General features: G+C 40.7%; 14 protein-coding genes. 13 read left to right on the top strand and 1 reads right to left on the bottom strand.

Annotation, left to right across the window (positions count from 1 at the left end; translation table 11 throughout):
- Positions 1-220 precede the first annotated feature (220 nt).
- Entirely contained in the window at positions 221-817 is a 597-nt protein-coding gene (locus I6F10_RS05920) for a DNA-3-methyladenine glycosylase I (protein WP_197098598.1), read from the bottom strand.
- A 132-nt stretch (positions 818-949) separates the two neighbouring features.
- Here I6F10_RS05920 and I6F10_RS05915 point away from each other — a divergent pair, with 132 nt between their 5' ends.
- From I6F10_RS05915 to fliO, 13 genes are all read left to right on the top strand, one after another.
- Positions 950-2062 (top strand): sensor histidine kinase, encoded by a 1113-nt coding sequence (locus tag I6F10_RS05915; protein WP_007581877.1) that lies wholly within the window; start codon positions 950-952, stop codon positions 2060-2062.
- A complete protein-coding gene (locus I6F10_RS05910) occupies positions 2059-3525 on the top strand; it encodes a sigma-54-dependent transcriptional regulator (protein WP_154903544.1) in 1467 nt (488 codons plus the stop codon). Before I6F10_RS05915 ends, I6F10_RS05910 begins: the two co-directional genes overlap by 4 nt.
- Before the next feature lie 157 nt (positions 3526-3682).
- The gene (fliE, locus tag I6F10_RS05905) at positions 3683-4015 is read left to right on the top strand and encodes a flagellar hook-basal body complex protein FliE (RefSeq protein ID WP_197098597.1); all 333 of its coding nucleotides are present in this window, start codon (positions 3683-3685) and stop codon (positions 4013-4015) included.
- 20 nt (positions 4016-4035) lie between these two features.
- Positions 4036-5751, top strand: coding sequence for a flagellar basal-body MS-ring/collar protein FliF (fliF, locus tag I6F10_RS05900; protein ID WP_182769532.1), 1716 nt, complete (start codon positions 4036-4038; stop codon positions 5749-5751).
- Entirely contained in the window at positions 5744-6784 is a 1041-nt protein-coding gene (gene fliG, locus I6F10_RS05895; RefSeq protein ID WP_007581881.1) for a flagellar motor switch protein FliG, read from the top strand. Before fliF ends, fliG begins: the two co-directional genes overlap by 8 nt.
- Positions 6785-6787: 3 nt before the next feature.
- Entirely contained in the window at positions 6788-7594 is an 807-nt protein-coding gene (gene fliH, locus I6F10_RS05890) for a flagellar assembly protein FliH (RefSeq protein WP_002959339.1), read from the top strand.
- 18 nt (positions 7595-7612) lie between these two features.
- On the top strand, positions 7613-8947 hold the full coding sequence (fliI, locus tag I6F10_RS05885; RefSeq protein ID WP_197098596.1) for a flagellar protein export ATPase FliI: 1335 nt from the start codon (positions 7613-7615) through the stop codon (positions 8945-8947).
- A complete protein-coding gene (gene fliJ, locus I6F10_RS05880; RefSeq protein ID WP_197098595.1) occupies positions 8947-9393 on the top strand; it encodes a flagellar export protein FliJ in 447 nt (148 codons plus the stop codon). The genes fliI and fliJ overlap by 1 nt, the downstream gene beginning before the upstream one ends.
- A gap of 89 nt (positions 9394-9482) precedes the next feature.
- On the top strand, positions 9483-11594 hold the full coding sequence (locus I6F10_RS05875; protein ID WP_197098594.1) for a flagellar hook-length control protein FliK: 2112 nt from the start codon (positions 9483-9485) through the stop codon (positions 11592-11594).
- 57 nt (positions 11595-11651) lie between these two features.
- Positions 11652-12179, top strand: coding sequence for a flagellar basal body-associated protein FliL (gene fliL / locus I6F10_RS05870; protein WP_197098593.1), 528 nt, complete (start codon positions 11652-11654; stop codon positions 12177-12179).
- Positions 12180-12188: 9 nt separating this feature from the next.
- On the top strand, positions 12189-13280 hold the full coding sequence (gene fliM / locus I6F10_RS05865) for a flagellar motor switch protein FliM (protein WP_197098592.1): 1092 nt from the start codon (positions 12189-12191) through the stop codon (positions 13278-13280).
- 20 nt (positions 13281-13300) lie between these two features.
- Positions 13301-13699, top strand: a complete 399-nt coding sequence (gene fliN, locus I6F10_RS05860; protein ID WP_002959332.1) for a flagellar motor switch protein FliN — start codon at positions 13301-13303, stop codon at positions 13697-13699.
- A complete protein-coding gene (gene fliO / locus I6F10_RS05855; RefSeq protein ID WP_197098591.1) occupies positions 13696-14079 on the top strand; it encodes a flagellar biosynthetic protein FliO in 384 nt (127 codons plus the stop codon). The genes fliN and fliO overlap by 4 nt, the downstream gene beginning before the upstream one ends.
- The last annotated feature ends 1 nt before the right edge of the window (position 14080 follow it).

The following is a 14080-nucleotide window of genomic DNA, read 5'->3' as shown; positions in this document are numbered from 1 at the left end:
CAAGCTTGGCGTCTACAAGATAAACACAAACTTAAACCTTGGCGGTAGACGCTGAGCTTGCTCGCGTGAAAAGCGAAGCTTTTAATCATTTAAATAAAACGTTATTTCACAAAGAGAAAAACGAGGGCAAATGAGAAACCATAGTTAACTTACACGTTACTTCTCTAAAGCGAAGCGTCTCTTACCCTCTTTGTGAACAGAACACTTTTATGGCTTTTAATCACTTACTACTAAAAGCCTCAATAATTTCTTCTTTTCTAAAACAATCATTACTGTGATCGTTAACCATACCGCAGGCCTGCATCTGAGCGTAAACCGTTGTAGGGCCTAAAAACTTAAAACCCCGTTTTTTTAAATCTTTAGCGAATGCAGTTGATGCTTCTGTAATTGCTGGGTAGTCTTCAACGTTATTTAAATTACTTATAATCGGTTTATTACCCACAAACTGCCATTGGTAGTTACTAAAACTTCCAAATTCTTTTTGTATTTCTATAAAGCGCTTTGCGTTGTTGACGGTTGCCGCAATTTTTAAGCGATTTCGCACAATACCCTCATCAAGCATTAGTCTCTCAATGTCATCTTGTGTGAATTGTGCCACTTTATCTACATCAAAATTAGCAAATGCTTTTTTGTAACCGCTACGCTTTTTTAAAATTGTGTACCAGCTTAAGCCGGCTTGCGCTGATTCAAGAGTGATAAATTCAAACAGCTTTGTATCATCATAAAGAGGGACGCCCCATTCTTCATCATGGTAAATAACGTAGTCGGGTTTAGTGGTGTCGAGCCACGGGCAACGGCACTTTATTTGCTCACTCATTATTATTCCTTTTTGTGTGCGTCATTTTTATGTCGCTCAAATTATTGATGTAACTTAATGATAAGTATGTAAATAAATTTTGGTATAAATCGTGCATTTAGACATGTATCTACACCAATTCGAGATTTGATTATGGCCCTTGCTAGCGTGCTTAAACCACAGTTTTTTTCTGCAAATCAGTATAACCCATGTTTACTTCAAGAGGAGTACATTGGTGAATTAAGCGATCTGCGCAAGCAAGCAAGTTGGCTTTCGCACTTGGTTGATACTATGCCAGCAGGTGTGGTTGTACTTGATGGCAAAGGGTTGATTGCAAAAGCGAATCAAATAGCGATAGATATGCTTGGCGAGCCACTTGAAGGCGAACGCTGGTTTAATGTTATTCAGCGCTCTTTTAGGCCACATCAAGATGATGGCCATGAAGTGTCTTTAAAGGACGGGCGCCTAATAAAGCTTGATATTACCGCTTTGGCACCAGAGCCTGGGCAACTTATTTTAATGACGGATTTAACCGAAACCCGCCGCTTACAAAAACGTGTTGCACATATGCAGCGATTAAGCGCGCTGGGTAAAATGGTTGCATCATTAGCGCATCAAGTCCGTACGCCGCTCTCAGCCGCTATGCTGTACGCTGCTAATTTAGGATCAAAGCGCTTACCCGAAGCATCTCGCGATAACTTTCAAACAAAGTTAATGTCGCGTTTAAAAGATTTAGAAACTCAAGTAAACGACATGCTGTTATTTGCTAAAAGTGGCGATCAGCAAGTTGTTGAGCAAGTTTCAATGCAGCAGCTTTTAACCGAAGTTAAAGCAGGTGCCGATGCGATGGTCGCACTTAATGAAAGTGAACTGGATGTAAGCTTACCAGAGCCAGATATACAAATAGTTGGTAATAAAACGGCATTGGCCAGTGCTATTCAAAATCTTGTGCACAATAGTATTCAAGTTATTGGCGGCGGCGCAAAAGTAAAAATTAGCGCACAAAGAGATTTAAAAGATTTAGATATGGTTCGTATTAGTGTGAGCGACAATGGCCCAGGTGTTGATTTAAGCCAAAGCGACAAAATTTTTGAACCATTTTTTACTACAAAAAGTCAGGGCACAGGTTTAGGGCTTGCTGTAGTGAGTTCGGTGGCTAGTGCGCACCAAGGCCGTGTTGATGTGACTAATAATACGCAGGGTGGTGCCTGCTTTAGCTTGTTACTGCCTATTAAGGCAACATCTAAATTAGAGGGGTCATTATGAGTAACACTATTTTAGTTGTCGAAGATGACGCAGGGCTTCGTGAAGCCTTAATAGATACCCTTGAAATGTCGGGTATTGAATGTGTTGCAGCGAGCAGTGCTGAGCAAGCAATGTTACTGCTTAAAAAAGATCAATTTTCGCTTGTTGTAAGCGACGTGCAAATGGGCGCAATGAGTGGACTGGATTTACTACGTAGTATTAAATTAAACCACCCTGATTTACCTGTATTGATGATGACGGCGTACGCCACAATTGACGATGCGGTAGAAGCCATGCGCCTAGGTGCAATTGACTACATGGCTAAACCATTTGCACCTGAAGTGCTGTTAAATATGGTGAGCCGTTATTTGCCTGAAAAAGCAAAAGAAACCGACGGACCTATTGTTGCCGACCCAACTAGTATTCAATTATTGGAGCTTGCAAGTAAAGTAGCACGCTCTGATGCAAGTGTAATGGTACTTGGCCCAAGTGGTTCAGGTAAGGAAGTACTTGCGCGTTATATTCATGATAAGTCGAGCCGATGTAATGAGCCATTTGTGGCGATTAACTGCGCGGCTATTCCTGAAAATATGCTCGAAGCCACGTTATTTGGTTACGAAAAAGGAGCTTTTACGGGCGCGATTCAAGCATGTCCGGGTAAGTTTGAGCAAGCACAGGGCGGCACTATTTTACTTGATGAAATTACTGAGATGGACTTAGGGCTACAAGCTAAACTTTTACGCGTACTGCAAGAGCGTGAAGTAGAGCGTTTAGGGGGTCGTAAAACAATTCAGCTCGATGTACGTATTTTGGCAACCAGTAATCGCGATTTAAAAGAAGCCGTAGTAGATAATCAGTTTAGAGAAGATTTATATTACAGGCTTAATGTTTTTCCACTAATGTGGCGTCCATTGTGCCAACGCCCAGGCGATATTATTGTATTGGCTAAGCATTTAATTGAGCGCCATATAAGTAAAAGCAAAGAGCCTATGGCGTATTTAGATAAAGCTGCCGAGCAAAAGTTACTGGCTCACGCGTGGCCTGGTAATGTGCGCGAACTTGATAACGTTATACAGCGTGCACTTATACTGCGAAGTGGCGATACAATAAACGAGCATGCTATTTTTATCGAAAACTTAGTATCTAATAACTTTGTTATGGAGCCATCATTGGCACCAGCGCAAACCGTATCGCCAACAGAATTAGCACATGCAGACAAAGGTGTTGATAAAAGCACTTTAAGCTCTGCATATTATGATGAAAAGTCGCATGCTGAGGATGAGCCTAAACAAGGTTTGCTAGCGGCAGATACCGGTAGCTATAAAGATGAGCTTAAAGACAAAGAGCACCGCATTATTTTAGAAACCCTTGCACGTTGCCAAGGTAAGCGTAAAGACGTTGCCGAAACGTTGGGCATAAGCCCACGAACTTTACGTTATAAACTAGCGCAAATGCGCGACTTAGGTATTTCACTTCCAGCATAGCTCCCTTTAAACCCTAAATTCGTGCTACGAATTTAGGGTTGTCAAAACTCTGACTCACTAAATAAAGTATTAACCATATGTATTTAAAGGCTTATTTATTTGGCATGCTTTGTGCTTTATTACCTTTAAGAGTTAACTGCACCGTCAGAGAAAAATTATGAAAATTCAAAACAGCGCTGTATTTCAAGAAATGCAATCAATGGCCTTAGAAGCTGGCCGCAGTAATCAAACTAATAAACTGCCAACTCAGGTGCAGTCTACTTCTACAGCACAATTTGGCGACATGCTAAGTGATGCAATAAATTCAGTGCACGGATTACAACAAGATGCCGCGCAAAAAGTAACAGCAGTTGAGATGGGGGATCGAAGTGTATCCCTTGCTGAGGCGATGATTGCTTCTCAAAAATCATCAGTTGCTTTTGAGGCTACAGTACAGGTTCGTAATAAACTTGTTGAAGCTTATAAAGAAATCATGAACATGCCTGTTTAATTAGGTAGTGGAGAATTATTGTGGCGCAATCTAACCAATCTACAGACCTAGCACTTGCTGGTGGCGGTATTGACCAAAGTGGTGGTGATGATCAACAAGAACAAAAGTCAGGCTACTTAAGTGCTTTAAGTGGTGTTGATGTATTGCGGCAAGTAACATTGGTTATAGCATTGGCTATTTGTTTAGCTATCGCGATTTTTATTATTATTTGGGCTCGTCAGCCAGATATGCGTCCGTTAGGCAAAATGCAAACAGAAGAGCTTATTCAAACATTAGACTTTTTAGATGCGCAAAAAATTGAATATCAACTTGATGGCAATGTTGTATCGGTTGATGAAAGCGAATACCAAAACATTAAATTGCTAATGACCCGCGAAGGGTTAGAGCAAGGCCCTGCATCTGGCTCCGACATAATTATGCAAGATATGGGCTTTGGTGTAAGCCAACGCTTGGAGCGTGAACGTTTAAAACATGGTCGTGAACAGCAATTAGCACGCACCATTGAAGAGCTAAATAACATTACTCGCGCCAAAGTATTGTTAGCCATCCCTAAAGAAAACGTATTTGCCCGCAGAGAGAAAAAACCATCCGCTACTGTTGTATTAACACTTAAGCGTGGCCGCTCACTTGACCGTGAAGAAGTAGACTCTGTTGTTGATATGATTGCTTCAGCAGTACAAGGCTTAGAGCCTGCACGTGTTACGGTTACTGACCAAAATGGTCGATTATTAAATTCAGGTTCGCAAAGCTCATTAGCAGCACGCTCTCGTAAAGAATACGATTTAGAACGCAAGCGCGAACAAGAGTACCTTGAAAAAATAGACAGTATTTTAATACCGGTTGTTGGGCTTGCAAACTATACAGCTCAAGTTGATTTGAGCATGGACTTTAGCTCAGTTGAGGAAACTCAAAAGCGTTATAACCCAGACCTACCAGCGGTTAGAAGCGAAACCACATTTGAAGAAAATAACATTGGTGGTTTAGCTGTTGGTATTCCTGGTGCGCTTACAAATCAGCCACCGCTAAACTCAAACATCCCTGAAGTTGCAGGACAAGGCGGCGCAGGCACAGCTACGTCACCAACACGTAGCCATAAAGAAGCAACACGTAATTATGAACTCGATACAACTATTTCTCACAAGCGCCAGCAAAGTGGTGTAATACGCAGAATAAGTGTGTCAGTTGCTGTTGACTACGTCCCTAAAGTGGGAGAAAACGGCGAAACAACTATGGCCCCGCGCTCGGTAGAGGCATTGTCAAATATTCGTCGCTTACTACAAGGTGGTGTAGGTTTTGATATGCAACGTGGTGATGCACTTGAAGTAGTAACAGTGCCGTTTGTACGTGAAGCAACAAATTTAGCAATAGAAGTGCCACTGTGGGAACAAGACTGGTTTATGAAAATAGCCCGCCTTGTACTAGGCGCCTTAGTTATCATTGTATTGATAATGGCAGTAGTAAAACCAATGCTTAAGCGCTTAATTTACCCAGACGATACACTAGAAGAATACGACGAAGATGCATTAAGTTCAGGCGTAGATATTGGCGACAATACACTTGATATGCTAAATAAAGACTTTGATTCTGCTTCGGTTGGTTTCTCAAGTGATGGTACACTGCAGTTACCGGATTTACATGGCGACGAAGATTTACTCAAAGCAATTCGTGCCCTTGTAGCTAACGAACCAGAACTATCATCACAAGTAGTGAAAGCGTGGTTAACAGAAGATGACTGATCAAGAACAAAAACAACTCCCGCCAGCCTTTGATGTTGATAAGCTAGATGGGGTAGATAAAGCCGCTATATTACTTTTGAGTTTATCAGAAGAAGATGCCGCGCAAATCCTTAAACACTTAGAACCTAAACAGGTGCAAAAAGTGGGTATGGCAATGGCTGGGCTACAGGATTTATCTCAAGCTAAAATTAGCGCTGTACACAACTTGTTTATAGAACAAATTCAAAGCTTTAGTACCATTGGTTTTCAATCAGAAGACTTTATTAAAAAAGCGCTTACAGCAGCACTTGGTGAAGACAAAGCCGCTAGCCTTATTGACCAAATTGTTATGGGCTCAGGTGCTAAAGGCTTGGATTCATTAAAATGGATGGACTCTAAGCAGGTAGCAAACATTATTCGTAATGAGCATCCGCAAATTCAAACCATTGTATTATCGTATTTAGAGCCAGAACAGTCAGCTGAGATTATTGCTCAGTTCCCTGAAAAAGTGCGTTTAGATTTAACAATGCGTATTGCAAACCTTGAAGAAGTTCAGCCAGCAGCACTGCAAGAGCTAAACGAAATTATGGAAAAACAATTTGCCGGCCAAGCAGGTGCACAAGCCGCTAAAATGGGTGGCTTAAAAGCAGCTGCAGATATAATGAACTACCTAGATACCAATGTAGAAGGGCAGTTAATGGACTCTATTCGTGAGCATGACGAAGAGATGTCGCAGCAAATTCAAGACTTAATGTTTGTGTTTGAAAACTTAATGGATGTTGAAGACCGTGGTATTCAAGCAATCCTGCGAGAAGTACAACAAGACGTATTAATGAAAGCAATTAAAGGCACCGACGATGCCCTTAAAGATAAGATACTGGGCAATATGTCTAAGCGTGCAGCCGAAATGCTTGCTGATGATTTAGAAGCTATGGCACCTGTTCGTATAAGTGAAGTAGAAGCGGCGCAAAAAGAGATTTTATCAACAGCGCGTCGTTTATCTGACTCAGGTGAAATTCAGCTGGGCGGCGGCGGTGGCGAGGAGTTCTTGTAAACCATGAGCAAACTCAAAGGGCGCACACTTCGGGCTGATGAAGCAGATGAATTATTAAAAAACTGGGCTATTCCAGATGTAGCACCAGATGAGAGCAGCTTTGGCAATCGCTCTACAGCTTACGGTACACCGCTTAGTGATCTGTATAAAAAAGAATTAGCTGAAGAAATGCCAATTGATGAGCCACAAGAACCAGAATTGCCTGCGCTTACTATGGTTGAGCTTGAACGCATTAGGCAAGACGCCTACGAAGAAGGCCTCAAGCAAGGTCATGAGCAAGGCTACATAGATGGTTTTGAAAAAGGCGTTGGCGAAGGCAAAGAGGCTGGCTACAAAGAAGGCTTAGAGCAAGGTAAAACCAAAGGCCTTGATGACGTAAAACCATTAATTGAAGAGCAGTTAACAAGTTTAAAAACTATTTTAGAGGGACTTACTGCACCGCTAGATAAAGTCGATGAACAAGCTGAAAAGCAATTAGTACAACTTGCTAGTATGTTAGCGGAAGCTGTTATTTATCAAGAAGTAAAAACATCGCCTGATGTGATTTTACATACGTTAAAGCAAAGTATAGATTCTCTTAATGCCGAGCAAGAAAAAGTACGAATTCATTTAAACCCCGAAGATTTAGAGCTCATAAAAGAGAGTTACGGTGAACAAACTATTATTGATAATAACTGGCAATTAATGGCAGAGCCCACTCTTGAGCGTGGTGGCTGTGAAGTTAAAACAGCGCAATCATCACTCGATATGACCCTTAAAACACGTGTCAAAGAAACGTTGGATAGTTTTTTGCATAATAGTGGTATCTAACTATTTTATTGGCGTGTTATGTCAACTCAACGTGCACCTTTAAGCGAACGCTTATCTCAATATCAACAACATATTAAAACCCCAGCGCCTGCTGTGGCAGGTATTTTAACGCGTGTTGTTGGCCTTACCCTTGAGGCTAGAGGTTTACGTGCTCCCGTTGGTAGCCAATGTAAAATAGAAACTATGAACGGCTTTGTAGACGCCGAAATAGTCGGTTTTAACGATCAAACGTTGTATTTAATGCCTAATGATCATATCTCTGGTGTACTTCCTGGTGCGCGTGTAATTCCTCAAGTTAATAACTTAGGTTTACCTGTAGGGATGAGTTTACTAGGGCGCGTGGTTGATGGCTTAGGGCGACCGCTAGATGGCCTTGGTAAAATTAATGCTGAGCATCATTTAAAGTTTGCGCAAAATACTATAAACCCGCTTTCAAGAAGACCAATCACTAAGCCTATGGATGTAGGTGTACGTGCTATTAACTCGGTTATTACAGTAGGGCAAGGCCAGCGCATGGGCTTGTTTGCAGGCTCAGGTGTGGGTAAATCAGTACTTCTCGGTATGATGACCCGAGGTAGCGAAGCCGATGTAATTGTTGTTGGCTTAGTGGGGGAGCGTGGTCGCGAAGTAAAAGAATTTATTGAAGAAATACTCGGTGTAGAGGGGCGCAAACGTTCAGTTGTTGTCGCAGCGCCCGCTGATTCATCACCGCTTATGCGTTTAAAAGGCTGTGAGAGCGCCGTAACTATTGCAGAGTATTTTAGAGATCAGGGTTTAAACGTATTATTGTTACTCGATTCGGTAACGCGTTATGCAATGGCGCAACGTGAAATTGCACTTGCTGTAGGCGAGCCGCCTGCTACAAAGGGTTATCCGCCTTCGGTGTTTGCTAAATTACCTGCGCTGGTGGAACGTGCTGGTAATGGCGGTGAAGGGCAAGGTTCAATTACCGCCTTTTTTACGGTGTTGAGTGAAGGCGATGATATGCAAGACCCTATTGCTGATGCAGCGCGAGCTATTTTAGATGGCCACATTGTATTATCGCGTGATTTAGCCGACAGCGGGCACTATCCCGCTATAGATATAGAAAAATCGATTTCGCGTGTTATGCCTCAAGTCGTTTCTGAACCACACATGCAACAAGCCCGTGTACTTAAGCAAGTTTATTCAATGTATCAACAAAACAAAGATATGATTACTTTAGGTGCTTATCAAAAAGGGACCGATCAAATGCTCGACCAAGCCATAAATATGATGCCAAGAGTGAATACATTTTTACAACAAGGTATGCGAGATGTCATTAGTTACGATGATGGTCTGCAAGGTCTTGCTCAGTTACTAGGACAAGCATAATGGCTAAAAATAAACTCGATTTATTGCTCAAAATTGAAAATGATAAAGAAGAAAATTTGCGCATGAGTTACTTACAAGCCAATCAAAATTTGCAAGCAAATCAACAAAAGCTGCAAGGTTTAAATAACTTTAGACTTGAATACTCTCAGCAGTTACACCTAAAAGGTAAGTCGGGTTTATCTAGTGCAGGGTTTGGTCAGTACCATGCTTTTATAGCTAAAATTGAAGAGGCAATTCGCCAACAAGCAAGTACAGTAAATACCGCTAAGCAAGTTGTTACTCAACGTAAAACGCTATGGCTTAAGCAGCAAATTAAAGCTAAAGCAGTTGCTAAATTAATCGAGAATCAAAAACTCAAAGCAAATGCATTAATGGCTAAAAACGAGCAAAAAATGTTAGATGAGTTTTCAGCTAATCAGTTTTTGCAACGTCGGAAAGCTTTGTAATTCAGGCACGTTAATTGCTTTGTTACTTAGTGGTATTTAACTTTTGGCGGTATGCGGTGGCATATTGCCGTAATGGTATTAGGTGATTTATGGCGATGAATAACATTTCGTTTTTAGTTTCTTCTGAAAAAGATTCACTGTTAGCTTTTAAAGACAATAGCTTAGCTAATGGCGAAGGAAATTTAGGCGATGAATTTTTAAGTCAGTTAAACGAAGCGCATAACTCTATGGAGCCATTGCTTAAAGGCAATAAAAATCCCGATGCCGAAAATTCGATTGCCATACCTAAGCATAAACAGCCAGAAGAAAATGAAAATCTGAGCGTAAAGCTAGATGAAGTAACAACGGACGAAGTTACTTTTGTGTCTGTTGAGATGCTTGATCAAATTAATTCAGCACAAGCAATGAGCACTTCGGTCAATAAGCCGTCCGATGCAACTAACAGTTTAGAATCAGAAAATGCAGAGCCAGAAGCTACACAAACAGAGAATACAGAATCAGAAAATACAGAGTTAAAAAGCACACCAGGAATTGCATCAACTAATACAAGTAGTGAAGTATCAACTGATGAAGCGAATACAGCGAATGTAGTGCAAAATCCAATTGCCACTAATGTAGACTCTAAAACGGCTAAATTAACTGATTCAAAAAGCGATAACTTTAGCACCCCACCTTTAAATTCGTTACCATTAAATGAAGGCAAGCATCGTAAAAGTGGTGTTGCTGAAGCTATTGAAGGGCCATTAAATTCTATAAATAAAAAGCCCGATGACAGCATTGGGCCCATAGTTGATGATGCTGAATTAGTTTCAATGGATTTAAAGGAGCAGTTAGCTCAAGGGAAACCCGTTGATAAAAACTTAAAAAATATAGTGTTGCCAACACCAGTACCTACGCCAGCAGCTGCATCTGTAGAGACACCTCCTTTAACTGAATCAGAAGCGATACAAGTAAGTTCACAGACATCTGAGATTGAAAAAGGCGCAGCAATAGATACGTTAATTGCTAAAGATGCAAGCTTAATTAAAGCTAATAATGTTATTGCTAGTTTAACGCCTGAACAGCGCTCACAACTTAACGCGCAAGTTAAAGTATTAGAAAATACTGATTCAGCCAGTAACGCAACTAGTAACACTTCAAATCTTAAGCAAATGTTTGCGCAATTTATTACTGATAATGAAGAAGCACAGGGTAGCGTAGCTAAACACTCTTTTAGCGCAGAAATCAATTCACTTAATACAACTGAAAAACAAAGCTTATTAACGCAATTAAACGCTTATATTAAAACAGAGCAGCCTAAAGGCGAGCAATTGGCAGTGCTTAAGCAAACAGTTAATGAATTAAAAGCTTCAATTGAAATAGGACTTGCCGATACCGCTAAGACCGACTCAAAAACGTTTGTAGCGTTAGAGACTCCTAATACAGTATATAATCCACAAAAGTTAAGCTTAAAGACACCGACAAATGAAGGGGCTGATTTAAATAAAGCTGTAGCAACCTCAGCTAAGCGTGATGATTTATTAAAATCACTTGAAGAGTTACAAAAAGATGGGCTTAGAAAAACAACGGCAGAACAAACGCCTGCACGTGTAGCACAAGTATTTACGCAAATTACAGCTGCTTTAAATACTCACCAAGTGAGCACATTAAGCCAATACGACTCATTAAATTACGAGCAGAACTTACTTGATACCCAAATAATACAAACTCAACAATCACAAAGTACATCGCAAGTTAAGCAAGTAAGTATTGATCCTGGTGTAATGCAGGCAATTAATATTGTTAAAAGTGATGCAGCTAAATTACTGCAAGAGCGCGTTAGCTCAATGCTGAGCATTAATAATAAAGAAGCAGAAATTCGCCTCGATCCTCCCGAAATGGGCAGTATGCAAATACGTATTCGTAGCGATGCAGAACAAGCACATATAAACTTTGTAGTACAAAACCAGCAAGCCAAAGAAGCACTTGAACAATCAATGCCGCGCTTACGTGAAATGCTAGCGCAACAAGGATTAGAGCTTGGTGAAAGCACTATTTCTTATGGCCAATCAGGTGGTGAAACTGCTGAGCAAAGTGAGAGTGGAGCCCAAGGTAATTTGGCTAATAATAAGTCAGTTAATGATGAAAACGACGAGCAAGCAAATAACACTGCCCAAAGTTCTCGACAACAAACTTCATCATCAATAGATTACTATGCCTAAGTACTGCTATTATAATAACTAAAACAAGCAAGTACCTTTGCGATTAAAGGAATCATGATGGCTGAAGAAACAAGTTTAGAAATTGAAGAAACCGGTAAAAATAAAAAGAAACTAATAATAATCATAGTAGCTGTACTACTTATTGCAGGCGGTGCTGCGGGTTACTTTTTTATGTCGGGTTCGGATGCGCCAGTTGAAACCTTAGATGAAGAAGCGGGAATCTCTGCAGATCTGTCAACCGGATTTGGTGATTCAGCTGAAATAGGCAGTGCTTTATATGTGTCAATGCCACGCCCATTTGTATTTAACGTGCCTGGCTCAAGTCGCGACAGGATTGTACAAATTAAAGTACAATTATTAGTACGTGGCGAAGTAAATGAAGAAACAGCCAAAAAACACATTCCATTAATAGAAGGTACGCTATTAAGTGTGTTTTCTACTACAACAGCCGATGAGTTAAGTACGAGTACGGGTAAAGAAACACTTCGTTTTTCTGCACTTGAAAAAGTCCAAGCGGCTTTAAATGATGTTGAAGGCAGCAAAGTAATTGAGCGGGTATTGTTTACCGGCTTTGTAATGCAATAAGGGGTTAGCGTGAGCGATTTATTATCCCAAGACGAAATTGATGCGCTATTACATGGCGTTGATGACGTTGAAGAGGAAGATATACACGACGGTGAAGATGGCGGGGGAGGTACGCTTCAGTACGATTTTTCTTCGCAAGATCGGATCGTGCGTGGTCGTATGCCGACGCTGGAAATTGTTAACGAACGCTTTGCTCGTCATATGCGAATTAGCCTATTTAACATGATGCGCCGCACCGCAGAGGTGTCTATTAACGGCGTGCAAATGATTAAGTTTGGCGAGTATATTCATACTTTATTTGTTCCAACCAGCTTAAATATGGTGCGTTTTAGACCTTTAAAAGGCACTGGCCTGATTACCATGGAAGCACGACTTGTGTTTATTTTGGTAGATAACTTTTTTGGTGGTGACGGGCGTTATCATGCAAAAATAGAGGGCCGAGAATTTACCCCAACAGAGCGCCGGATTGTACAAATGCTCCTTAAAATAATCTTTGAAGATTATAAAGAAGCATGGGCACCGGTTATGGATGTATCGTTTGAATATCTCGATTCAGAAGTAAACCCAGCTATGGCGAATATTGTAAGTCCAACAGAGGTTGTGGTTATTAGCTCTTTTCATATTGAGCTTGATGGCGGTGGCGGCGATTTTCATATTGCACTTCCGTATTCGATGCTTGAGCCAATCCGAGAGCTTTTAGATGCAGGTGTTCAATCTGATACAGAGGATACCGACTTACGTTGGAGCAAAGCACTTCGCGATGAAATAATGGATGTTGAGGTTGATATGTCGACTCAGTTACTTGAAGTTGATTTGACCTTAAAGCAAATTATGGAATTAAAAGCAGGTGATATTATTCCGGTTGAAATGCCTGAGCATATAACCGTATTTGTTGAGGAACTCCCTACATTTAGAGCCAAGATGGGTCGCTCTCGCGATAATGTTGCGCTTCAAATTAGTGAAAAAATTAAACGACCTGATTCAGTTAAATCTGAGCTGCATGTATTTACCAAAGGCGGCAAGAAAATTGACTCAGATGCAGAATTAGCAGAACTAGAAGATGATTTACACCTCTCTGACGGTGTAGACTTAGACTGGTAATTGATTAAAAGGTTAAAAGTATGAGCGATGATCAAGACACAATGGATGAATGGGCAGCAGCATTAGCAGAAGCCGAAGGTCCAGATGATAGTGGCGAAGCACATGTTGCAGAGCTTGATGAGTTAAGTGATTCAAAACACGAAATGAGTGGTGATGAAAAACGAAAACTCGACACTATTTTAGATATTCCCGTTACTATTTCAATGGAAGTAGGGCGCTCTAAAATCAATATTCGTAACCTACTGCAACTTAATCAAGGCTCTGTTGTTGAGCTTGACCGTGTTGCGGGTGAGCCGCTAGACGTACTAGTTAATGGTACTTTAATCGCTCATGGTGAAGTAGTTGTAGTAAACGACAAATTTGGTATTCGCTTAACTGACGTGATAAGCCAAGTAGAGCGGATCAAAAAATTACGATGAGCTTATTAGTTGCTTTAACGACTACCGTTTTTTCAAAAGCAGATGTGGCAACACCAACTGGGGATATACTCTCTATGGTGCTGTCGCTTGTAATGGTGCTAGTACTGATTATTGTACTGGCATTTTTTGTTAAAAAGCTTAACCCTAATTTAGCAAATAGTGATGAGTTTAAAGTAGTTAGAAGTCTACCTTTAGGTTCTCGTGAGCGTTTAATGGTTGTTGAGATAGATAATGCTCAGCATTTGCTTGGTGTAACTCCCCACAGTATTAATTATTTACACAAGTTAGAAACCCCATTAAGTGAAAAAGAACTGCCTGAACTCGCTAAACGATTTGGTAAATTTTTAAACCCGCAATCAAACCAAAATAAAAAGAATTAAA

The sequence above is a fragment of the Pseudoalteromonas sp. SWYJZ98 genome (assembly GCF_015864495.1).
GTDB lineage: Bacteria > Pseudomonadota > Gammaproteobacteria > Enterobacterales > Alteromonadaceae > Pseudoalteromonas > Pseudoalteromonas distincta.
The sequence above is the reverse complement of the archived record's forward strand: the minus strand, read 5'-3'. Positions and strand labels throughout refer to the sequence as shown.